General features: G+C 67.4%; 21 protein-coding genes. 12 read left to right on the top strand and 9 right to left on the bottom strand.

Annotated elements, in window-relative coordinates; translation table 11 throughout:
* The first annotated feature begins 1 nt into the window (after position 1).
* Complete coding sequence (locus tag LGY53_RS24610) at positions 2–904, top strand: hypothetical protein (protein ID WP_255664281.1); 903 nt, start codon at positions 2–4, stop codon at positions 902–904.
* A 9-nt stretch (positions 905–913) separates the two neighbouring features.
* On the opposite strand, the gene LGY53_RS24605 is transcribed toward LGY53_RS24610, so the two are convergent.
* Positions 914–1825 (bottom strand): oxygenase MpaB family protein, encoded by a 912-nt coding sequence (locus LGY53_RS24605; RefSeq protein ID WP_225729067.1) that lies wholly within the window; start codon positions 1823–1825, stop codon positions 914–916.
* Between the two features lie 319 nt (positions 1826–2144).
* On the opposite strand from LGY53_RS24605, the gene LGY53_RS24600 reads away from it, so the two are divergent.
* Positions 2145–2444 carry a hypothetical protein gene (locus LGY53_RS24600; RefSeq protein ID WP_225729066.1) on the top strand — a complete coding sequence of 100 codons (300 nt, stop codon included), beginning with the start codon at positions 2145–2147 and terminating at the stop codon, positions 2442–2444.
* 60 nt (positions 2445–2504) lie between these two features.
* Here LGY53_RS24600 and LGY53_RS24595 read toward each other — a convergent pair whose 3' ends face one another.
* The 5 genes from LGY53_RS24595 to LGY53_RS24575 all read right to left on the bottom strand — a co-directional run bounded on the left by LGY53_RS24595 (position 2505) and on the right by LGY53_RS24575 (position 7987).
* A complete protein-coding gene (locus LGY53_RS24595) occupies positions 2505–3314 on the bottom strand; it encodes an LLM class flavin-dependent oxidoreductase (protein ID WP_225729065.1) in 810 nt (269 codons plus the stop codon).
* An 89-nt stretch (positions 3315–3403) separates the two neighbouring features.
* Positions 3404–4669, bottom strand: coding sequence for a zinc-binding dehydrogenase (locus tag LGY53_RS24590; RefSeq protein WP_225729064.1), 1266 nt, complete (start codon positions 4667–4669; stop codon positions 3404–3406).
* Positions 4670–4790: 121 nt separating this feature from the next.
* Positions 4791–5726, bottom strand: a complete 936-nt coding sequence (locus LGY53_RS24585) for an enoyl-CoA hydratase/isomerase family protein (RefSeq protein WP_225729063.1) — start codon at positions 5724–5726, stop codon at positions 4791–4793.
* Positions 5723–6826 (bottom strand): saccharopine dehydrogenase NADP-binding domain-containing protein, encoded by a 1104-nt coding sequence (locus LGY53_RS24580; protein WP_225729062.1) that lies wholly within the window; start codon positions 6824–6826, stop codon positions 5723–5725. Before LGY53_RS24580 ends, LGY53_RS24585 begins: the two co-directional genes overlap by 4 nt.
* Positions 6827–6838: 12 nt before the next feature.
* Positions 6839–7987, bottom strand: coding sequence for a M28 family peptidase (locus LGY53_RS24575; RefSeq protein WP_225729061.1), 1149 nt, complete (start codon positions 7985–7987; stop codon positions 6839–6841).
* Between the two features lie 44 nt (positions 7988–8031).
* On the opposite strand from LGY53_RS24575, the gene LGY53_RS24570 reads away from it, so the two are divergent.
* The 4 genes from LGY53_RS24570 to crcB all read left to right on the top strand — a co-directional run bounded on the left by LGY53_RS24570 (position 8032) and on the right by crcB (position 10243).
* Entirely contained in the window at positions 8032–8793 is a 762-nt protein-coding gene (locus LGY53_RS24570; protein ID WP_225729060.1) for an AraC family transcriptional regulator, read from the top strand.
* Between the two features lie 279 nt (positions 8794–9072).
* Positions 9073–9540 (top strand): CrcB family protein, encoded by a 468-nt coding sequence (locus LGY53_RS24565; protein ID WP_225729059.1) that lies wholly within the window; start codon positions 9073–9075, stop codon positions 9538–9540.
* Complete coding sequence (locus LGY53_RS24560) at positions 9537–9887, top strand: DUF190 domain-containing protein (protein WP_167475269.1); 351 nt, start codon at positions 9537–9539, stop codon at positions 9885–9887. Before LGY53_RS24565 ends, LGY53_RS24560 begins: the two co-directional genes overlap by 4 nt.
* Complete coding sequence (gene crcB, locus LGY53_RS24555; protein WP_225729058.1) at positions 9884–10243, top strand: fluoride efflux transporter CrcB; 360 nt, start codon at positions 9884–9886, stop codon at positions 10241–10243. The genes LGY53_RS24560 and crcB overlap by 4 nt, the downstream gene beginning before the upstream one ends.
* A gap of 8 nt (positions 10244–10251) precedes the next feature.
* On the opposite strand, the gene LGY53_RS24550 is transcribed toward crcB, so the two are convergent.
* Positions 10252–11268 carry a hypothetical protein gene (locus LGY53_RS24550; protein ID WP_225729057.1) on the bottom strand — a complete coding sequence of 339 codons (1017 nt, stop codon included), beginning with the start codon at positions 11266–11268 and terminating at the stop codon, positions 10252–10254.
* 92 nt (positions 11269–11360) lie between these two features.
* Here LGY53_RS24550 and LGY53_RS24545 point away from each other — a divergent pair, with 92 nt between their 5' ends.
* Positions 11361–11948 carry a TetR/AcrR family transcriptional regulator gene (locus LGY53_RS24545; RefSeq protein ID WP_225729056.1) on the top strand — a complete coding sequence of 196 codons (588 nt, stop codon included), beginning with the start codon at positions 11361–11363 and terminating at the stop codon, positions 11946–11948.
* A 23-nt stretch (positions 11949–11971) separates the two neighbouring features.
* Here the strand turns inward: LGY53_RS24545 and LGY53_RS24540 are convergent, their stop codons facing one another.
* Positions 11972–12361, bottom strand: coding sequence for a VOC family protein (locus tag LGY53_RS24540; RefSeq protein ID WP_308102983.1), 390 nt, complete (start codon positions 12359–12361; stop codon positions 11972–11974).
* Between the two features lie 337 nt (positions 12362–12698).
* Here LGY53_RS24540 and LGY53_RS24535 point away from each other — a divergent pair, with 337 nt between their 5' ends.
* The 5 genes from LGY53_RS24535 to thpD all read left to right on the top strand — a co-directional run bounded on the left by LGY53_RS24535 (position 12699) and on the right by thpD (position 16720).
* The gene (locus LGY53_RS24535) at positions 12699–13412 is read left to right on the top strand and encodes a response regulator transcription factor (RefSeq protein ID WP_225729055.1); all 714 of its coding nucleotides are present in this window, start codon (positions 12699–12701) and stop codon (positions 13410–13412) included.
* Positions 13413–13700: 288 nt separating this feature from the next.
* Positions 13701–14153 (top strand): diaminobutyrate acetyltransferase, encoded by a 453-nt coding sequence (ectA, locus tag LGY53_RS24530; RefSeq protein ID WP_255664247.1) that lies wholly within the window; start codon positions 13701–13703, stop codon positions 14151–14153.
* Positions 14150–15418, top strand: a complete 1269-nt coding sequence (gene ectB / locus LGY53_RS24525) for a diaminobutyrate--2-oxoglutarate transaminase (RefSeq protein WP_225729054.1) — start codon at positions 14150–14152, stop codon at positions 15416–15418. Before ectA ends, ectB begins: the two co-directional genes overlap by 4 nt.
* 1 nt (position 15419) lies before the next feature.
* Positions 15420–15827 carry an ectoine synthase gene (locus tag LGY53_RS24520; protein WP_225729053.1) on the top strand — a complete coding sequence of 136 codons (408 nt, stop codon included), beginning with the start codon at positions 15420–15422 and terminating at the stop codon, positions 15825–15827.
* Positions 15824–16720, top strand: coding sequence for an ectoine hydroxylase (gene thpD / locus LGY53_RS24515; RefSeq protein WP_225729052.1), 897 nt, complete (start codon positions 15824–15826; stop codon positions 16718–16720). The genes LGY53_RS24520 and thpD overlap by 4 nt, the downstream gene beginning before the upstream one ends.
* A 68-nt stretch (positions 16721–16788) precedes the next feature.
* Here thpD and LGY53_RS24510 read toward each other — a convergent pair whose 3' ends face one another.
* Positions 16789–17838 carry a DUF3558 domain-containing protein gene (locus tag LGY53_RS24510; protein ID WP_225729051.1) on the bottom strand — a complete coding sequence of 350 codons (1050 nt, stop codon included), beginning with the start codon at positions 17836–17838 and terminating at the stop codon, positions 16789–16791.
* Between the last annotated feature and the right edge of the window lie 86 nt (positions 17839–17924).

Here is a 17924-nt window from a genome sequence, read left to right as displayed (position 1 = left end):
TATGAGCGACATGGTGAACAAGGATGACGCGACGGATTCGGCGACCGATATGTCGACGCACGGCGCGTCGGCGAAATCGGGCTCGGCCGCAGGAGAAGCCGAAATGCCGCCGCAATCGGCGGCGGAGGCGGGCCCGGCGACAGCGAGCGAGCCCGGTGTGCCAGCCGAATCAGCATCGGTGGCGGCGGATTCGGCGGTGGTGGTGCGGCCGGTGACGAAATCGCAGCCAGCGGCTGAATCGGAACCGGCGGTGGTAGCGGCTGCGGCGAAACCAGCAGTGGCCGCGGCGGACCCTGCCGTCCAGGCGAACTCGGCATCCGACGTCGATCCGGTGGCCGGGGCTGAACCGGGTGCCGAACGAAAAGGCTTCCACCGCTTGATAACTCGCCCGCAGTTCGGACGCCGCACCCGTATCGCGTCGGGTGCGGCGGCCGCACTGCTGCTCGTGGCATCGCTCGGCAGCACCGGATATCTGTTCTTCCAGAACAAGAAGCACGAGGATCTGCTGTCCGCGCAGGAGCAGGCGCGCGCCGCGGCGTGCCGGTACGCGCCGGTGCTGGCCGACTACGACGCGAAACATCTCGACGGCTACGTGAGCGCGGTGCTCGACGGGGCGACCGGCGACTGGCGTAAGCAATTCGATTCGACCAGTAAGGAATTGCGCGATGTGCTCGCACAGGGCGAGGTGGTGTCGAAGGTGAACGAGGTCCAGTGCGCGATCCGCGGCGGCGACACCAATTCCGCGGAGGCGATCGTGGTGATCGGGCAGACCATCACGAGCCTGGGCACCAAGGGCAAACCGGCGCCCGGGCAGCTGTCGATGGTGATGCGGCTGGAACGGTCGGGCGATCGGTGGCTGGTGAACAAGGTCGACGCGCCGCTCGCTCCGCGGCCACAGCAGTGACGGCCCGGTTCAGATGAGCGGTTTGCCCTTGCGAATTCGGCGGCGCACATCCCGGATCAGGAAGTGGGTCGGGTAGAAGCGGATGAAGCGCGGTATGAAGCGGTTCACGAATCCGACGAACAGGAAAAGGTGTTCGAACCGCCGCTGATCGGTATCGGACCATTCGATACCCATCTGCGCACGGAAATACGGCGCGAGGAAGCCCGCGGTCAGGAATCGCAGCAGCCCACCGAAGATCACCCGCAGGTACCAGTGGATCATCCGCAGGTGCAGTAGCTCGTCGAGGTAGGCGCGGACCTTGTCGTCGAGCACCGCCTGTTCGGCCGCGCGATTCCAGTAGGTTTCGAATTCGGCGCGGGTCGCGGGCCACATATCCGGGCTCACCTGCAGCGTGGTGCCGAGTGTCGCGGATGTCCGATAGAACGCCTCGGCCTGTTCCGGGCTCATCCGGCCGTTCAGCAGCTGATAGGAATCCTCGAAACCGATGTAGAGGCAGGCGGCCACCCACAACTGGAGGTCGCGGTCGAATGCGTTGTACCGGACCGGCGCGCCCGGCTCGGACCGCACCTGGCGGTGCGCCACGTTCACGGCCTCGCGAAACGCCTCCTTGTCGGATTCGGTGCCGAGGATCGCGACCGCCAGATACGAGGCGGTAGTCCGCAGGCGTTTCCACGGATGCACCAGCAGCGCGCCGGATTCCACCTTGCTGTCCGCGACGCCGTGGCCGACGCCGGGCCGCGCCATCTGCATGGCGACATTCGCGGCGGCCCCGGCGAATTGCCAGAAGTCGAGCGCGTCCGGCAGTCGCGGCGGGCGTTTGGTCGCCGAGCGGTGGACCGCCGGAATGCGGATGCGGGTCCGCTCCGTGGTGAGCGCAGGCTCGTGCGCAATGGATTCCCGCGAATTCGCAGCGGCAGTCATGGACCCGGTTCCTTCGCTGTGCTGAATCTCCAGTAGTCTATGAAGAATAGATAGTAACTTAATATCGTAGTCGAACGGTGATAACGCTGTACTGTCGCTGTAAGACAACATAATTGAACATCAACTTGAAACGAAGCGGCCCTGAATGCTTGGTAACGGTTCCGACCGGTTCCAGTTTCGCTCGTACACAGCACGATGGCGGCGACCTCTGCCGACGAGTGTTCGCGCCGAGGCCCATCGCGTATCGATTCGAACACGCCCGCGAGCGACACGCGCACCCGGATTCGACCATGAAGAGCTGGGCAAATACTGTTCAGCTATGACAGGTGATGTGCTCGTGGTGCGGGAGCTCGATGTCGGTGGGCGACGGGTTCGGGTGACGATCAACACGCCGCAAAGGATTTCGGAATCGACCGGTATCGGCTACCTATGCAATGTCGGTATCGAAGGGTGGGCAGCGCAACCGGTGCGGCTGCAGGCGCGATCGGCTACGGTGCCGCAAACCGTGCGGACCGCGCTATCGACGGTCACCGGACGGCTCGGCATCGGCGTGGATGCCTTGCTCGGTGACGCCCACATCGGTACGAGATATCGCGAATCACGAGTTATGGCAGGGTAATTCGGCGTTCGTATCGTGAGTCGGCCCCGGCGGACAGACCGCCGGGGCCGAACCGTTCATCTACCGCGCGACGATGATGACATCCGCGGCGAAGGCGTAGTCCCGTTCCCAATCCGGTCCGGTCGGCCGCAGGATCACCCGCTCGACACCGGCCGCCCCGTACTCCGTCAACTGCTCGGCGGCCCGGCGCGGATCGTCCGACAATGCCGGTGCCACAACGGTTACCGTCGGCGCCGGACGGCCGAACTCCGCCGCTAGCTCGCCCAGCCGGGCGATTTCGGCGGGCAGCCGCGTCAGGTCGGGTGCGATCGGAATCCATCCGTCACCGTGCGCGGCGGCCCGGCGCCGTACCCGATTCCCGGTGCCCGCCACCAGCACCGGCGGCATCGGAGCGCCGGGCGAGAGCGTCACCTCCAGTCCGTCGGCGAGGGTCGTCGGCCTGCCCTCGACGAGCCCGGGCAAGGCGGCCAAGGCCGCATCGGTCAGCTGCCCGCGGGCCTCGAACGACGCACCCGCCGCCCGCCAGCCGATATCCCCGTGCGCCGGATTCCCGGTGCCGACCCCGAGCAGCACCCGATTCCCCGATACCAGTTGCAGCGACGCGATCTGCTTTGCGGCCCAGGCCACCCCGCGCAACGCGGGCAGCATCACGTTGTATCCCACCAGGATTCGCTCGGTCACCGCCGCGGCCGTCGCCAGCACGACGGTGGTCTCCAGGATCGGCGCGCTGGCGATGAGATGATCGGTGGCCCACACGGATTCGACGCCGATCCGTTCGGCCAGCCGTGCCGCGGCCCGCACGTCACCGATGATCGGTCGTGCCGGATCGGGCGTCGAGGTGGGCAGTATCAAGCCGATCCGCACCGCCATGTGGGTCCTCCAGTCGCTCTCGGGTCAGGTCCGACCAACATCAGCCGATCCGGGCGGTGAACTATTCCCGGATGCGTGCGCCCGCACGGCTACTCGACGAAGACCGTCTTCACCGAATCACCGAAGATGTAGCGGCGCATGGTGTTTTCGGCGTCGTCGAGGCTGCCCTCGTCGGTGATGACGTGTTCGGGATGGAATCGGCCCGATGTCATGAGGTCGAGGACGTCCGGGATGAGCGTGCGGGCGGGCGGCAGCCCGATGTGCAGCGAGATATCGCGCAGGTACATGAGTGAGGTCGGGATGGTAATGCCGCTGTGCAGGGTGCCGATGCTGGTGCAGTCGCCGTCGGGTGCGGTGTGCCGGATGGCGGTGGCCATGCCCGAGCGGGTGCCCGTCGCCTCGACGACCAGCGGCGCGAGCGGAAGTTTGGTCAGCTCGTCCGGTGAATGTGCTTGTATGCCAAGCTCTTCCGCCTGTCGACGCAGTGCGGGACGGCGGTCGACCAGGTGTACGTCGGTCAGGCCGAGGGCCTTGGCGACGAGCCCGGTGGAGAGGGCCAATCCGGTCCCGTACGGTGGGCGGCGGCCGAGTTCGCACAGGATCAGCACCCGCGCGTCGTCGCCGCGGGCGAGCAGACCCGCCGCATGCGGCGCGATGCGGCGATAGGCATCGCTGACATTGTCGCCCAGCCCCGCCGCGGCGGCCGGGCTGATGCCGTCCGGCAGCGGTACCAGCATGGCGTCGGCGTAGGGCACCGCGAGCAGATCGCTGAGGGCGCCGCCCCAACTGCCGGTGGTCACCCCGAGTCCGTACATCGAGACCGGTGGCACGGACAGACAGTGTGCGGTGTCGCCCTTGGCGCAGGAAGTGCAAGTGCCGCAGCTGATTTGGCAGGGGACCACGACACGGTCGCCGGGTGCGACGGTCCGCACCCCGTCGCCGATCGACACCACCTCGGCCACGCACTCGTGCCCGGGGCACAGCGGCAACGGCAGCGGCGACATGCCCAGCGCCAGAGGCCGATCCAGATCGCAGGTGGTCACCGCGATCGGGTGCACGATCGCGCCGCCGGGAGCGGGCGGTGGCGGTACGGGCACATCGCGCCAGTAGACGCGACCACCCGGCGACACCGTCAACGCCCGCATCCGTTCCCTGGTCGGCCGCCATCGCTCCCGGATCGAATCGACGGCGAGACGGTAGCCGCGGCTCAGCCGCGGTCCGGCGTCCCGGCTCAGCGCCACCCGCATACCGGCGGCGGTATCCGGACCGAGCAGCGTGGCCAGGTGGCGGACGTAACCTCGGGCCCGATGGCGGTGCTGGTCCGAAATCGGTTTGTTGGCATCTGAATCCGGCATGGTCCCCTCCACGGATCGCCTGAATACTACAAACTGTAGTAGAGTATGGTGCCGACCACAAGGTCCATGCGTCGCCTACCCGGTGGGAGCCTCGATACACACGTGCGGTGGCCGGTTGTCGTCACGGCTCCGGTGTGCCATCGAGCAGGGCGGAAAAACCTTGGTGCACAACGTCGTCCGTTATCGGATCGGCGGCGGCCAGGAAATCACCGTAGGTGCGCAGGCGATCTCCGGCCACGGTGGATGTCAACGTGGCGAGCAGGCTCGCGGCCTCCATCCGGGTGGCCGTAGCGAACGGCCGGGTACCCGCGTCGTAGACCATGCGCTTGATCTCGCGGACGATCAGCGGCGGTCTGTCGGCGAGACGCCGCGCGATCGCCAACGCCTCGGGCATCAGTTCGGCGGCGGGCACCGCGCGGTGGATCAGGCCGAGATCGGCCGCCTCGGCCGCGCCGAACGAGCGTCCGTCGAGCAGTAATTCGAGGGCGCGTCCCGGGCCGACCATCCGAACCAGGCGCTGGGTGCCGCCCGCCGCCGCGAGTATGCCGAGCCCGGATTCCGGCATGCCGAGCTGCCGATCGTCGGCCATCAACCGAATATCGCAGGCGAGCGCGAAGATACAGCCCATCCCGAGCGCGAGACCGTTGATGGCGGTGACGAAAACCTTGTCCATCCGGTTCATTCGGCGCAGCGCGGCGTATGTCCTTGTCATCAGCAGCAATTCGCGGGCCGGGGTGCGGCGCAGCAGGCGGTCCGCGGGCCGCAGGCGCCCAAGCATGGCGTCCGCGACAACCGCCTTCGCCACCGCGTACGGCACGCGAAAAGGCAGACGCTCGGAGCCGCGCAGCAGTTCCGGCACATCGAAGTGGGTCAGATAGTTGTCGCCGTGGCCGGTGAACACCACCGCGCGCGTCGTCCGATCGTGTCGCAACCGCCGGGTCAGCTCGTCGAGCTCGACACTCATCCGCTCGTCGAAGAAGTGCCGGGGCGGATTGTCGAACCGCACCACCAGCACCCGGCCCTGCTGCTCGATGCGCAACCCTTCGTAGCCGTTCATCGGCCTGCCTCGATCCGGTACCGAACCCCTCTGTCCCGCATCGCATTCAGGAATTCCGCCGGATCGACGACCTGTGCGGGCGCCAACGGTCCGGACGCCGTGAAATCGGCCTCGATCGTGCGTGCGGCGATGCGTGCGGCGATGGGACCGGTGATATCGAAGATGCCCGGGCCCGAGAGCGTCGCGGTGCGGTGTGCACCGCCACCGGACAACCGGGCGACGATATGAAATTGCGTGGGATCGTTCGCGATTCGGGTGCGAACGCCGCCGGTGGCGGCCGCCCCCGCCCGTTCGAAGACGCGGGACAGCGGCGTCCGCATACCCCACCGATACAACCGGGACAGTTGCGGAACGAACGGAACGGCGAAGGGTGGCAGCACGGTCGATGCCGTCATGGCGGGCCGGATGCGGCGCACCGGCACATGCCGCGGAATCGTGAGCACGTCGGGAAGCGGATACGCGACGACCCGGCGGCGGCCGATCGGCGCCGGGAAGTCCGCCCACCGGGCCGCCGGCTGAGTGGTGAGTTCCACCAGACCGTCGTCGAATTGGAGCACCGGTTGCGTGAGCCCGCGCAGCCGGGCCTCGAAGGCCGCGCCGCTCGGCACCCAATCGGTGATGTGATACGCGATGTCGAGATCATCGACCTGCTCGAATTCGGTTGCGGCCAGTGCGATCAGCAGGTCCGCCAGCGCGGCGTAGAAGGCGGCCGACGGCACCAGCGCGACACCGGCCGCCGCGGCGGCGGATCCGTAATCGTCGAACAGGCCTCGGATGGCCCGCTGTTCGCCGCTGATGTCGACATAGTGGCAGCCGCCCGCGATCGCCGCGGCGGCCACCGGGGCGTAGGTGTCGGCGAACGGCCCGGCGGCATTGACCAGCGTGCGGACCCCTGCTGCCAAGTCGGCCAAACCATTTCGATCGTGCAGTGCGACCCGGTGCTGGTCGATATCGCCGAGTTCGGCCGATAGCCGCCGCAGCGCCTGCGCCGAACGGCCGGCCAGCAGCACGTCGTGACCCATGGCCACGAGTTCCTTCGCGATCGCGCGACCGGAGTAGCCGGTCGCGCCGTAGACGGCGATGGTCTTTCGCTGATCCATATCTCCGGTCCCTCAATCGATCTCGCCGCGGTCCCACGCGCGGGCGAGGTGTTCGGTGAGCTCGACGGCGTCGATGACGGTGCGCCAGCCGACGGCGTCGGCGGTGTCGGATTTCAGGTGCAGATGGCGGATCCAGCCGCGTTCGTAGGACAGCAGCGAGATCGCGCGCATACCGGCGCGTTTCGCGATGGTGGTATCGCAGATGTTGGCGAACGTCACCGCGGGCAGCTCGATTCCGGCCCGCGCGGCGACGCGCTGTGCCGCGGCGATATCGCGTTCGGCCATCCGGCCGGTGAGTCCTTCGCGGCGCGCGACCACCAAATGCTCACCGCTGCCGAGGGAATCGAGGCCGATCACCAGCGTATGGGCGGGGTCGAATCGGGCGCGCCGGGTCAACGCCCGCATGCCGACATTCCCGGCCTCCTCACCGCCGGGCAGCAGGATGAGCACCTCGGTGTCGGCCAGCGGCGCCGCCCGCAGCCGCCGAATGAGCTCGAGCACGGCGGCGACCCCGGTGGCATTGTCGTTCGCGCCGGGTGTGGTCGGGCTGCGCATCGACTGGATCATCGCCAGTCCGAGCCCGCCCAACACCAGTCGCGCGACGCGCCGGACACCGGTATGCGGTACGGCCGAGGCGAGGATTGCCAGCAGGACGGGGGCGTGACTCGGCGTCGAACGGCCCGTGCGGTGTGACCGGAAGCGGTTCAGCGCAACGGTTTTCGGATGCCACACCAGACCGTTGTGCGCGGCGTCGTGGTGCGCGATCAGCACGAGGGTGCGGCGCGGCCCGTTCGCGGCGGGCACCCGTGCCGACACCGATACGCCGCGTCCCGCGGGCAGGAGTCGCCGCACCCACTGGGAGCGGCCGCCGACTTCCAGTTCGTACGAGGCGGCGACCGCGACCGATGCGAGCCGTCCGGCGGTTCCCGGCAGCGCACTTGCCGCCACCGCTCCGATGAGATGGGCCAGATGCGCTGGCACCCAGGATGATTGGCCACGGAACTCGGTGACCTCGACCGCCACCGCACCGGACTCCGTCAACCGTGCCGCGAGTAATTCGGCCGAGTCGCGTTCACCCGGGCGGGTGGTGCGCCGGTCCAGCCGGGTCAACGCCGCCACGTCGCGGGTCATTTCGCCCGGCGGGGCTGTGGTTGTCGACAACGTCACCATCCTTCGCTCGAACCTGTGCGATTAGCCTGGCAGGGATGGAGGGTGTCGCGCTTTCAGAAACGTGCGGTGTGAACCGGGCCGTCATGTGGATCCGGCACGGGCACGCGGGATACGTCGGGCCCGGACTGGCCATCGATCCGCATTCCACGTCCATCGGCTGCCTGGCCGTCGGCCTGGACGGGCCGTTCGAATTCCGGGCCGAGGCGCTGGGAGCGGTGCGTGTCCGCAGTGCCTATGCGCCGGCCCGGGTCACGCACCAGATCCCCGCACCCGACGGACGCATGCTGTACCTATTCGTCGATCCGCTCGCCGGGGAGCGCGATATGGCCGAAATGCGATGCATGCGGGCCGGTTTCGGCTTCGAACACCGCAACGAACGACAACTGATCACGGCGTGCGCCGCCGCGGAACCGGATGTCGAAGCGGTGCTGCGGTACGCGAGCCTGCCCGCGCCGAATGCCGTCGATCCGCGAATCACCAAGGTGGCCCAACTGATTCGCGACGACCCGGCCCGCGAGATGAGCGCCGTCGACGCCGCATCCATCGTCGGCGTCTCCACCTCCCATCTGCTGCGCACCTTCTCCGAGCAGACCGGAACAACCTTCCGTCGCTATCGGCAATGGGCCAGAATGCTCAGCGCGGCAGCCGGTTTCGCCGCCGGCCACGACCTCACCCGCAGCGCCGTCGACGCGGGCTACGCCTCCCTCTCCCACTTCAGCGCCGACTTCCACCGCATGTTCGGACTGTCCGCCACCGCCCTACTCGCCTCCGGCGTCCGTTTCGACTACGCCCGCTGACCAGCTCCGCGATCTACGTGCCTCGTGATTCGAGCAGAAGCCGACAGCGCCGCCCGGGCCAGGGGAGAGGGTGAACGGACACCTGGCGCAACCCGCACGGTGATCAACAGGCGGAAGCCGGTGTGTCGTATGCTTTCCGGCCAGCGGGTCCACCCGGTGGGTGGCTCGCGCGGCGGTGGGGCCCGCCGTACCCAACCGCGGCGATCGGCCGCCAACGGTCCCTACTCGACCAGCCCGGCATGCCCGGGGCAGTGCCTCGACGATCGAGTAGGAGCAGATATGGCGGCACCGCACCCCGACACCACCACCCGCACTCCGTTCGCCGCGCGTGCGCGGCCGAATCGGTGGCGCGAACAGGCCCCGGTGGTCGCGGTCGTCGCGGCGGGCGGCGCGCTCGGCGCGACCGCCCGCTACGCCGCGGGCCTGCTGTGGCCGACCGCGGGCGCCGCGTTCCCGTGGACCACCCTCGTCGTCAACGTCACCGGATGCGCGCTGATGGGCATCGTCATGGTGCTGATCACCGAGATCTGGACCGGTCACCGGCTGCTGCGCCCGTTCCTCGGCACCGGCATCCTCGGCGGCTACACCACTTTCTCCACCTACACCGCCGATATCGAACGTCTCGTCGGCCTCGGGCACGCCGCGCCCGCGCTGGTGTATCTCGCCGCGACCCCGATCGCGGCGCTCACCGCGACCTGGACCACCGCCACCCTCACTCGCCGCCTGCTCACCAGGAGGATGTCATGACCCGGCTCACCGGACCCGCCCTGCGCCTGACGGTGTTCATCGGCGAGAGCGACACCTACCATCGCAAACCGCTGTTCAGCGAGATCGTGCACCGCGCCCACCGCGCGGGCCTGGCGGGCGCGAGCGTCTTTCGCGGCGTCGAGGGATTCGGCGCGTCATCGCATATCCACACCACCCGGCTGCTTTCGCTGTCGGAGGATCTGCCGGTGGCGATCGTGATCGTCGACGACGCCGACCGCGTCCGCGCATTCCTGCCGCAGCTCGACGAGCTCGTCACCGAGGGGTTGGTCATCCTCGACGAGGTCGACGTCATTCGCTATGTCGGCCGGACGGAGCACCGGAAATGAGTTGGCTGCTGGTGATTCTCGGCGCCGCCGTCGGCGCGCCCCTGCGGTATCTCACCGACCGCGCGGTGCAGACCAGGCACGACACGATCTTCCCGTGGGGCACCTTCACCGTGAACATCGTCGGTAGCTTGATCCTCGGCGCGCTGAGCGGCATGGCGGCGGACCCGCACGTTCAGGTGCTCGTCGGCACCGGCCTGTGCGGCGCGTTGACCACCTACAGCACCTTCGGCTACGAAACCCTGCAGCTGGCCCGCACCCGAGCACGCTTCCAGGCCGTGGCCAACCTGGCCGCGACCATCATCGGCGGGCTGGGCGCCTACTACACCGGAACGGCTCTGGCCCAAGCCCTTTCGTGAGCGTGCTGTCAGCGGGGGCGGTTCGCCATCGCCGCGAAGGCCAGCTTGGGCTCCCAGGTCTTGGCCGCGCCGCCGACGCTGTCGAACACCTTGACCAGGCCGCCGCTGGCCAGATCGAGGTCGAGCACCGGCTCGTCGCGGTGGACGAGGTCGGGGCGGGCGAAGCAGTACCAGAAGGCGGTGTCGATACCGGATTCGTCGAGGATTGCCAGCATTTCGAGCAGATGCGCCGCCTGCCCTTCCTCGTCGCGCTCGTATTCGCCGTCGAGGCGTAGCGGCGTGGCGGTGTCGGGATCCCATTGGATGACCTCCGCGCCTTTGTCGGCCCGGTCCGCCGAGCCCCGGTAGGTGACGCAGCCGAATTCCGTTACGGCCACCGGCTTTCCGAGCTTCGCGCCCGCGGCGGCGAAGGTGCGCATGAGATCGGGATAGCGGTCGGCGAGCGCCGCGGACCGGTATCCGGCATCGGTGGCGAGTATGTCGAACATCTCCCAGCTCACCTGCTCGAACGGCAGACAGCAGTAGGTGAGCGTGCCGTGGAAGCGGGCCCGCGCGATCGCGGTTGCGCGAGCGAGGAATTCGTTGAAGGGCCCCGGTAGTGCCGCCATGGCCGTCCGGCCCGCCGGGGTGGGCAGCGCGGCGGCGCGCTGTTCGAAATCGTCGCCGGGGAAGAAGCCGTCGACGAACAGGCTCAGCTCCGAGCCGACGGCCAGCACCACATTCGCGCCCTGGACCCGCAGGCGTTCGGCGAATTCCGCGATGTCGGCGACCATTTCGAATAGTTCGTCCTGTGTGACGCCGTTGACGAACGGGCAGATCCACACCTCCAATCCGACATCCGCGGCCAGTGCGGCCGCCCGCTTCAGCCGCTCGGGGTATCCGCCGGTGATGCGGACCGCGTCGCAGTGCAGGTCGTCGTGGATGGCTCGCATATCCCGGAGCACGGCATCCGGATCGAACGGTTCGTGCGTGGTGTTGCCGCGATGGACGAAGCCGGTGTCATAGCACACTCCGATGGCGCGCATCGGTACCTCCTGAGTCATTAAGGTACGTTCAGTACCTTACTGGTGACCGTAGCGAAGCCCCGACGGCTTCGCAAGGTACGCTGAGTACCGTTATGGCCGACGACACCCGATCAACTCGCCGCCGCGGCGCCGAACTCGAACAGGCCATCCTGCGCGCGGCCGCCGACGAACTCCTGGAATCCGGCTACCCGGGTATGACCATGGACGCCGTCGCCCGGCGGGCCGGCACCAACAAGAACGCCATCTACCGCCGCTGGCCGCACCGCGCCGCACTCGGCGTCGCCGCGTACAAGCAGCTCAGTACCGCGGCGCTGATCGTCCCCGACACCGGCGACCTGCGCACGGATGCGCTGGAGTTGTTGCGGGGAGCCAACTCTCATCTCGCCTCACCCCTCGGCGAGATCCTGCGCAATCTGCTCGCCGAACTCGCACCGGAACCGGGACTGCTCGCCCAGCTGCGCGAACGATCCGGTGAAGCGCCTTGGCTGATGATTCTCGACCGCGCCATCGCGCGCGGGCAGGCCCCCGCGGCGGCCCGGCACCCCCGGGTCGCGGCGGTCCCGATCGACCTGTTGCGCAATGAATTCGTCACGCGTGGCGTGCCGAGCGTGCCCGACGAGGTGCTCGTCGAGATCGTCGATACGGTGTACCTGCCGCTCATCCGCGGGTACGCGTCCTGAAACCTGCTGCGCCGCAGCCGAGTTCAAACCCATTCGGTGAGGCGGACGATGATCCCGTTCGGGTCCCGCATCTGGAAGTAGCGTTCGCCGGAATTCTCGGCCCACTCCGAATAGTCGAGCGGCGTCACGATTTCCACGCCCGCCGCCCGCAGCCGGTCGTATTCGGCGTCGACACCGGTGACGACCATCACAATGATCATGCCCCTGGTCAGCGGGCCGGCCACGGATTCGGGCTTGAAGTCCGGCATGCCGACGCGCAGATAGGCGATGTGCAGATCCGCCTCGGCGCTGAAGATCACGGCCAGGCCGTCGTCGGTGATCGTCTCGGTGAAGCCGAGCAGATCGATCATGAAGGCCGCCGATGCGTCCGGATCGGGGACGTTGACCATAATCGCGCCGCCGAGGACGTTCAAGGTGCCGCCTCCTCTGTCGGGGTGAGCCGAACGAGATGTTTGCCTGCGCCCCCGGCGTCGTGCTGGCCCGTACGGAATACCGACCGCCACCGGTGATCTTGGTGAAGCGATGTTCTGTTGCCGTCTGATAGCTGATGGTAGGTCCGATTGATCCGGTTGGCTCGGTGTCGTGCAACACGCCGATCGCTCGCGCGCGCCGTTTGCCCCGATGTGGCCGATATCGCCCGGTCGCCGGTGTTTGGCGGGATTGCCGGGGTGGTACCCCGAAGAGCGGTGTTGGCTTGATTGTTGCGCTGTCCGTGCGTGCCGCGGTGCGGGCAGGGATTGGGGTCGAGGCATGGGCGCGAGGGTTTTGTTCGTCGAGGGCGGCGGGCGGGCCCGTGCGGAATTGCGGGATGCGATGGCGGGGGAGGGATACCGGATCGCGGCGGCAGCGGCGGGGGCGGAGGCGCTCGACCAGCTGCGGGCCAACGGTGCGCCGGATGTGGTGCTCGTCGATCTGGTGCTGGGGGATATGGATGGCTTCAGCTGCATCCGGGAGATCCGGCGCGATCACGACGTGCCGATCATGGTGGTGACCGACCGGGACGACACACACGACGTCGTCGCCGCGCTGGAGGCGGGCGCCGACGATTTCGTCTCCGAGCCGTTCGAGGTCAAGGAGGTCACCGCGCGGGTGCGGGCGCTGCGGCGCCGCGCCGAGCGGGCGATGCCGCGCGATGCGGACCGGGAGCGTCTGGTGCTCGACGCGCACCCGGTGGCGCCGCTCGAGCTGGCGCAGGACCGCGGCACGGTACGCCGCGGCACGAAGGATCTGCAGTTGACGCTGACCGAGTACCGGCTGCTGTGCGAGCTGGCCGGGAATGCGGGGCGGGTGGTGAGCCGCCCGGCCCTGCTCGAAAGTGTCTGGGGTGGCGAGTATTTCGGCGACGAGCGGATCGTCGACGTCCATGTCCGACGGTTGCGCAAGAAGATCGAGCGGGATCCGTCCGAGCCGCGCATCGTGGTGACGGTGCGCGGTCTGGGCTATCGGCTCGACCCGCCGGACTGATCGACCCGAATTTCCCTGAGTTCCTTAGCCATTCGCCGGATGGTTCAAACCTTTCGTGTCCGAGAACACATGATTTCGCAGCTCGTGACCCGGATGTCACACGACTGTAATGTTCTCGCCCCGATGATCTCAAAGTTCGTCGGCAAGCCTGGATTCGTCATGCACAACGAATCAAGCACGCAAACGCAGCAATCCTCGCGGAGCGCGCCGATTTCCACTACCGCGCCTTCGCATTCCATCGACACGAGGCCGGTCGTCCGGCATCCGGTCGCCGCAGACGGTGCGGCGATGTGGCGGATAGCACGGGATTCCCGGGTGCTCGATCTGAACTCGAGCTACGCATATGTGCTGTGGTGTCGCGACTTTCGCACCACATCCGTCGTCGCGGAAATGGACGGCGAGGTAGTCGGTTTCGTCAGCGGCTACCTGCGGCCCGCGGCGCGGGACACCCTGTTCGTCTGGCAGGTCGCGGTGGACCACCGCTGCCGCGGGCGCGGCGCGGGCGCGGCCATGCTCGACCATTTGGTCGGCAGCCTTGTGCGCCAGGGTGTTTCGAAACTCGAGACCACCATCTCGCCGGATAATCGGGCATCCATCGCGATGTTCACGTCGCTGGCTCGCCGCCATGGTGCGCAACTGACCCAGCGCCCGCTGTTCGAAGCCGCCGACTTCCCCGACCGGCACGCCGCCGAAGAGCTGTACCGGATCGCGCCGTTGAACCGACAGGAGATACACCGATGACTACTGCTGAAGCGACGATATTCGAATTGCTGGAATCGAACGTCCGCGGGTACTGCCGCGCCTGGCCGACCGTCTTCGACACCGCGCGGGGCGCGCGGCTGCGCGACGAGGACGGCCGTGACTACCTCGACTTCTTCGCGGGCGCGGGCGCGCTCAACTACGGCCACAACAACCCGCAACTGAAAGCGGCACTGCTGGAATACATTGCGCGCGATGGCATTACCCACGGACTCGATATGTCCACCGTGGCCAAGCGCGACTTCCTGCGCACGCTCTATGAAGTGGTGCTCGCGCCGCGCGGCCTCGACTACAAGGTGCAGTTCCCCGGACCCACCGGAACGAATGCGGTGGAGGCGGCGCTGAAACTGGCCCGCAAGGTGACAGGACGCACCGGAATCGTCCACTTCACCAACGCATTTCACGGGATGACGCTCGGTTCGCTCGCGGTCACCGGCAATGCCGCCAAGCGGGCGGGCGCCGGGGTGCCGCTGGTGCATGCGACGCCGATGCCCTACGACGGATATTTCGACACCGGCGATATCGATCTGGCGTGGATCGAGCGCGCCCTCGACGACGCGTCCTCGGGCATCGACACGCCGGCGGCGGTCATCGTCGAATGCGTGCAGGGCGAGGGCGGGGTGAATCTGGCCCGCCCGGAGTGGTTGCGCCATCTCGCCCGACTATGCTCCGCCCGAGGCATTCTGCTGATCGTCGACGACGTGCAGATGGGTTGCGGTCGCACCGGGCCGTTCTTCTCCTTCGAGGCCGCGGGCATCACGCCGGATATCGTGACGCTGTCGAAGTCGATCGGCGGTTACGGTTTACCGCTCGCGCTGGTGCTGATGCGGCCGGAACTGGATCAGTGGGCGCCGGGTGAGCACAATGGCACCTTCCGCGGCAACAACCCGGCCTTCGTCACCGCAAAGGCGGCCCTCGACCACTACTGGACGGACAATCGACTGGAACAGGCGACGCTGCGCAAGGGCGCGATCGTCGGCGAAACATTGCGTGGTCTGGCCGATTTGTCCGATGGAATCACCACGCGCGGCAGGGGTTTGGTACACGGCCTGGCCTTCGACGACGCATCGGTCGCGGGCAAGGTGTGCCAGTGGGCATTCGAGAACGGCCTGCTGCTGGAGACGTCGGGTCCCTGCGACGAAGTGGTGAAACTGCTTCCGCCGCTGACGATCACCGACGCGGAGCTCACCGAGGGCCTCGATATCCTCAGCGCGGCCGTGACCACCACCATCGGAGCGGGGCGCTGACATGATCGTGCGCAGCACCGAGGAAATCACCGGGACCGAGCGCGATGTGGCCGGAACCGGTTGGCGCAGTAAGCGAATCGTGCTCGGCGGCGACGGGGTCGGCTTCTCCTTCCACGAGACGACCATCGAGGCGGGCACCGTACACGAATTCCACTACCGCAACCACATCGAGGCGGTCTGGCTGGTGGAAGGCGAAGGGACGCTGACCGATCTCGACAACGACGTCCGCTACGAGCTGCGACCCGGCTCGATGTATCTGCTGGACGGGCACGAGCGGCACCGGCTGGAGGTCCGCGTCGGCATGCGGATGATGTGCGTATTCAACCCGCCGGTCACCGGGCAGGAGGTTCATGACGAGGACGGCGTCTATCCGCTGGTCGCCGTCGGGAACGGGAGTATTGCCGAATGACCATGAGTGACAATCGTTTCGCGGAGTCGGCCGTCGATCGGTATCCGACGCGCACCGTGGACCGGGCCGTCGCCGTCGAGCGGCCCGACCCGACGGTATGGGGTGCCGTGGAAACCCCGGAGCTGGCCGGCTTCCGCGATAACGGCTTCGCGATCATCGACGGTCTGCTGACCATCGGCGAAGTGGATCGGGTATCCGCCGAAATCGACCGGCTGGCAAGCGATCCCGCGCTGCGCGGGGATGAGCGGGTGATCACCGAGAAGACATCGGACGAGGTGCGCTCGATCTTCGAGGTACACCGGATCAGCCCGCTGATCGCGGATCTGGTGCGGGAGTCGCGGATCGCCGGATTGGCCAGGCAGGTGCTGGGCTCGGAGGTGTACATCCATCAGAGCCGGGTGAACTACATGCCGGGTTTCCGCGGCGCCGGATTCTACTGGCACTCCGATTTCGAGACCTGGCACGCCGAGGACGGAATGCCGTCGCCGCGCGCGGTGAGCCTTTCGATCGCACTGTGCGACAACGTTCCCTACAACGGCAGCCTCATGCTGATCCCGGGATCGCATCGCACGTTCGTGCCGTGTCAGGGCCGCACGCCGGCGAAGCATTATCAGGAATCGCTGCGCGAGCAGCAGATCGGTGTGCCCGCACCCGCCGACATCACCGAGCTCGCGCACCGGCACGGCATCGCGCAGTTCACCGGAAAGGCCGGTGCGGCACTGCTGTTCGACTCGAACATCATGCACGGCTCGGCGAACAACATCACACCGTTCCCGCGCTCGAACCTGTTCATCGTGTTCAACAGCGTCGAGAACACCCTCGACGCACCGTACGCGGCGGACGCTCCCCGCCCCACCTATATCGCCAGCCGCGATTTCACGCCGGTGATCTGACCGCGGCCACCGCCGAAATCGGCCGGGCGCCACCGTATTCCGAACGGTGGCGCCCGGCCGAACGGTTCTCAGGCGAAGGAGAGCTGATGGTAGAGCCGCACGAGCTCCTCGGCGGTGGTCCGGGCGGCGGCGCAACCGCTGTTGGCCGTGATCCGGATCTTCTCGAACTTCCCGGGGTTGTCGCGCACGGACGGCTGTGGCGGGACCGCGATTTCGATCGAGCAATAACCGTAGGACACGCCATCGAGTGAGGAAGAAGCGTCGCCGCCCTTGGGGTTCTCGAGGGCCCGCAGTCCGCCGATCTCGACCTCCTTCCCATCGCGGGCTCCCTCTTGCACGACGTGGCTGACGGCGAACTTGTATTCGTCATTGACGAACTGGTATTGGATGTACTGGAACGTCGAGGGGTCGCCATCATCCAACTGGAAGGCGCATACCCACGGATTGGCATTCCATTGCGCCCTGAAATAAACGTCTCCGGTCCGCGCAGGATGGTCGTTATCTTGCGTCATCAGCGAAGGCCGGTGTCCTTGCCCGATTTTGCCGAGCACGGCGCAGGGGTCGAGGGTGGCGAGTCGCGAGTTCATGTATGCGCGTTGCGATGTCGCTCGCAGCGGGCGCTCGAGCCGGTGGTCGAAAGCCGTTTGGGCGAGGTCCCGCGCCACCGTGCACGCATCGGGCAGATGCCTGACGTCCACGCTGAAACGCAGGTTTTCGTCGAGGGTCACGCTGGCACCGCAGCTGTCTTTTTCGGAATGGTAGGCCGTAGAAAAGATTCGACCGATGTCGGGCTGAGGCGTCGGCGGCAGCAGCGGGAACTCCGGCCCGGCGTTGATCCAGCTCCGGTTGGGACCGTCAGGGGTACGGAAGACCACGACACAGCCGCCGAAAAAATCCGTGGCACCGAAGTAGGACGGTGTCCCGATCCGCTGTATCACCGCGTCGTCGACGTAACCGCACGGATCCAGCGGGCGGAAGGAATCGCGTAGGGCGACCGTCTCCCGGTCCGGTGCCGACAGGAACGTCGGATACGCGGGCCACGGCGCCGGATTCGGCTGCGGGGACGCACATCCCGCGGCGACAGCACCCGCCAACAGCATCGCGACAGCAACGATCACTCTCCTCACCCCGCGGATCCTACGGGCGCTTCGCCGCATTCGCCCGATTCGATACGGAACCATTGCGCTCGGCGCGTACTACATAT

It is taken from the genome of Nocardia sp. JCM 34519.1 (genome assembly GCF_020361265.1).
GTDB classification, from domain to species: domain Bacteria; phylum Actinomycetota; class Actinomycetes; order Mycobacteriales; family Mycobacteriaceae; genus Nocardia; species Nocardia arthritidis_A.
The sequence above is the reverse complement of the archived record's forward strand: the minus strand, read 5'-3'. Positions and strand labels throughout refer to the sequence as shown.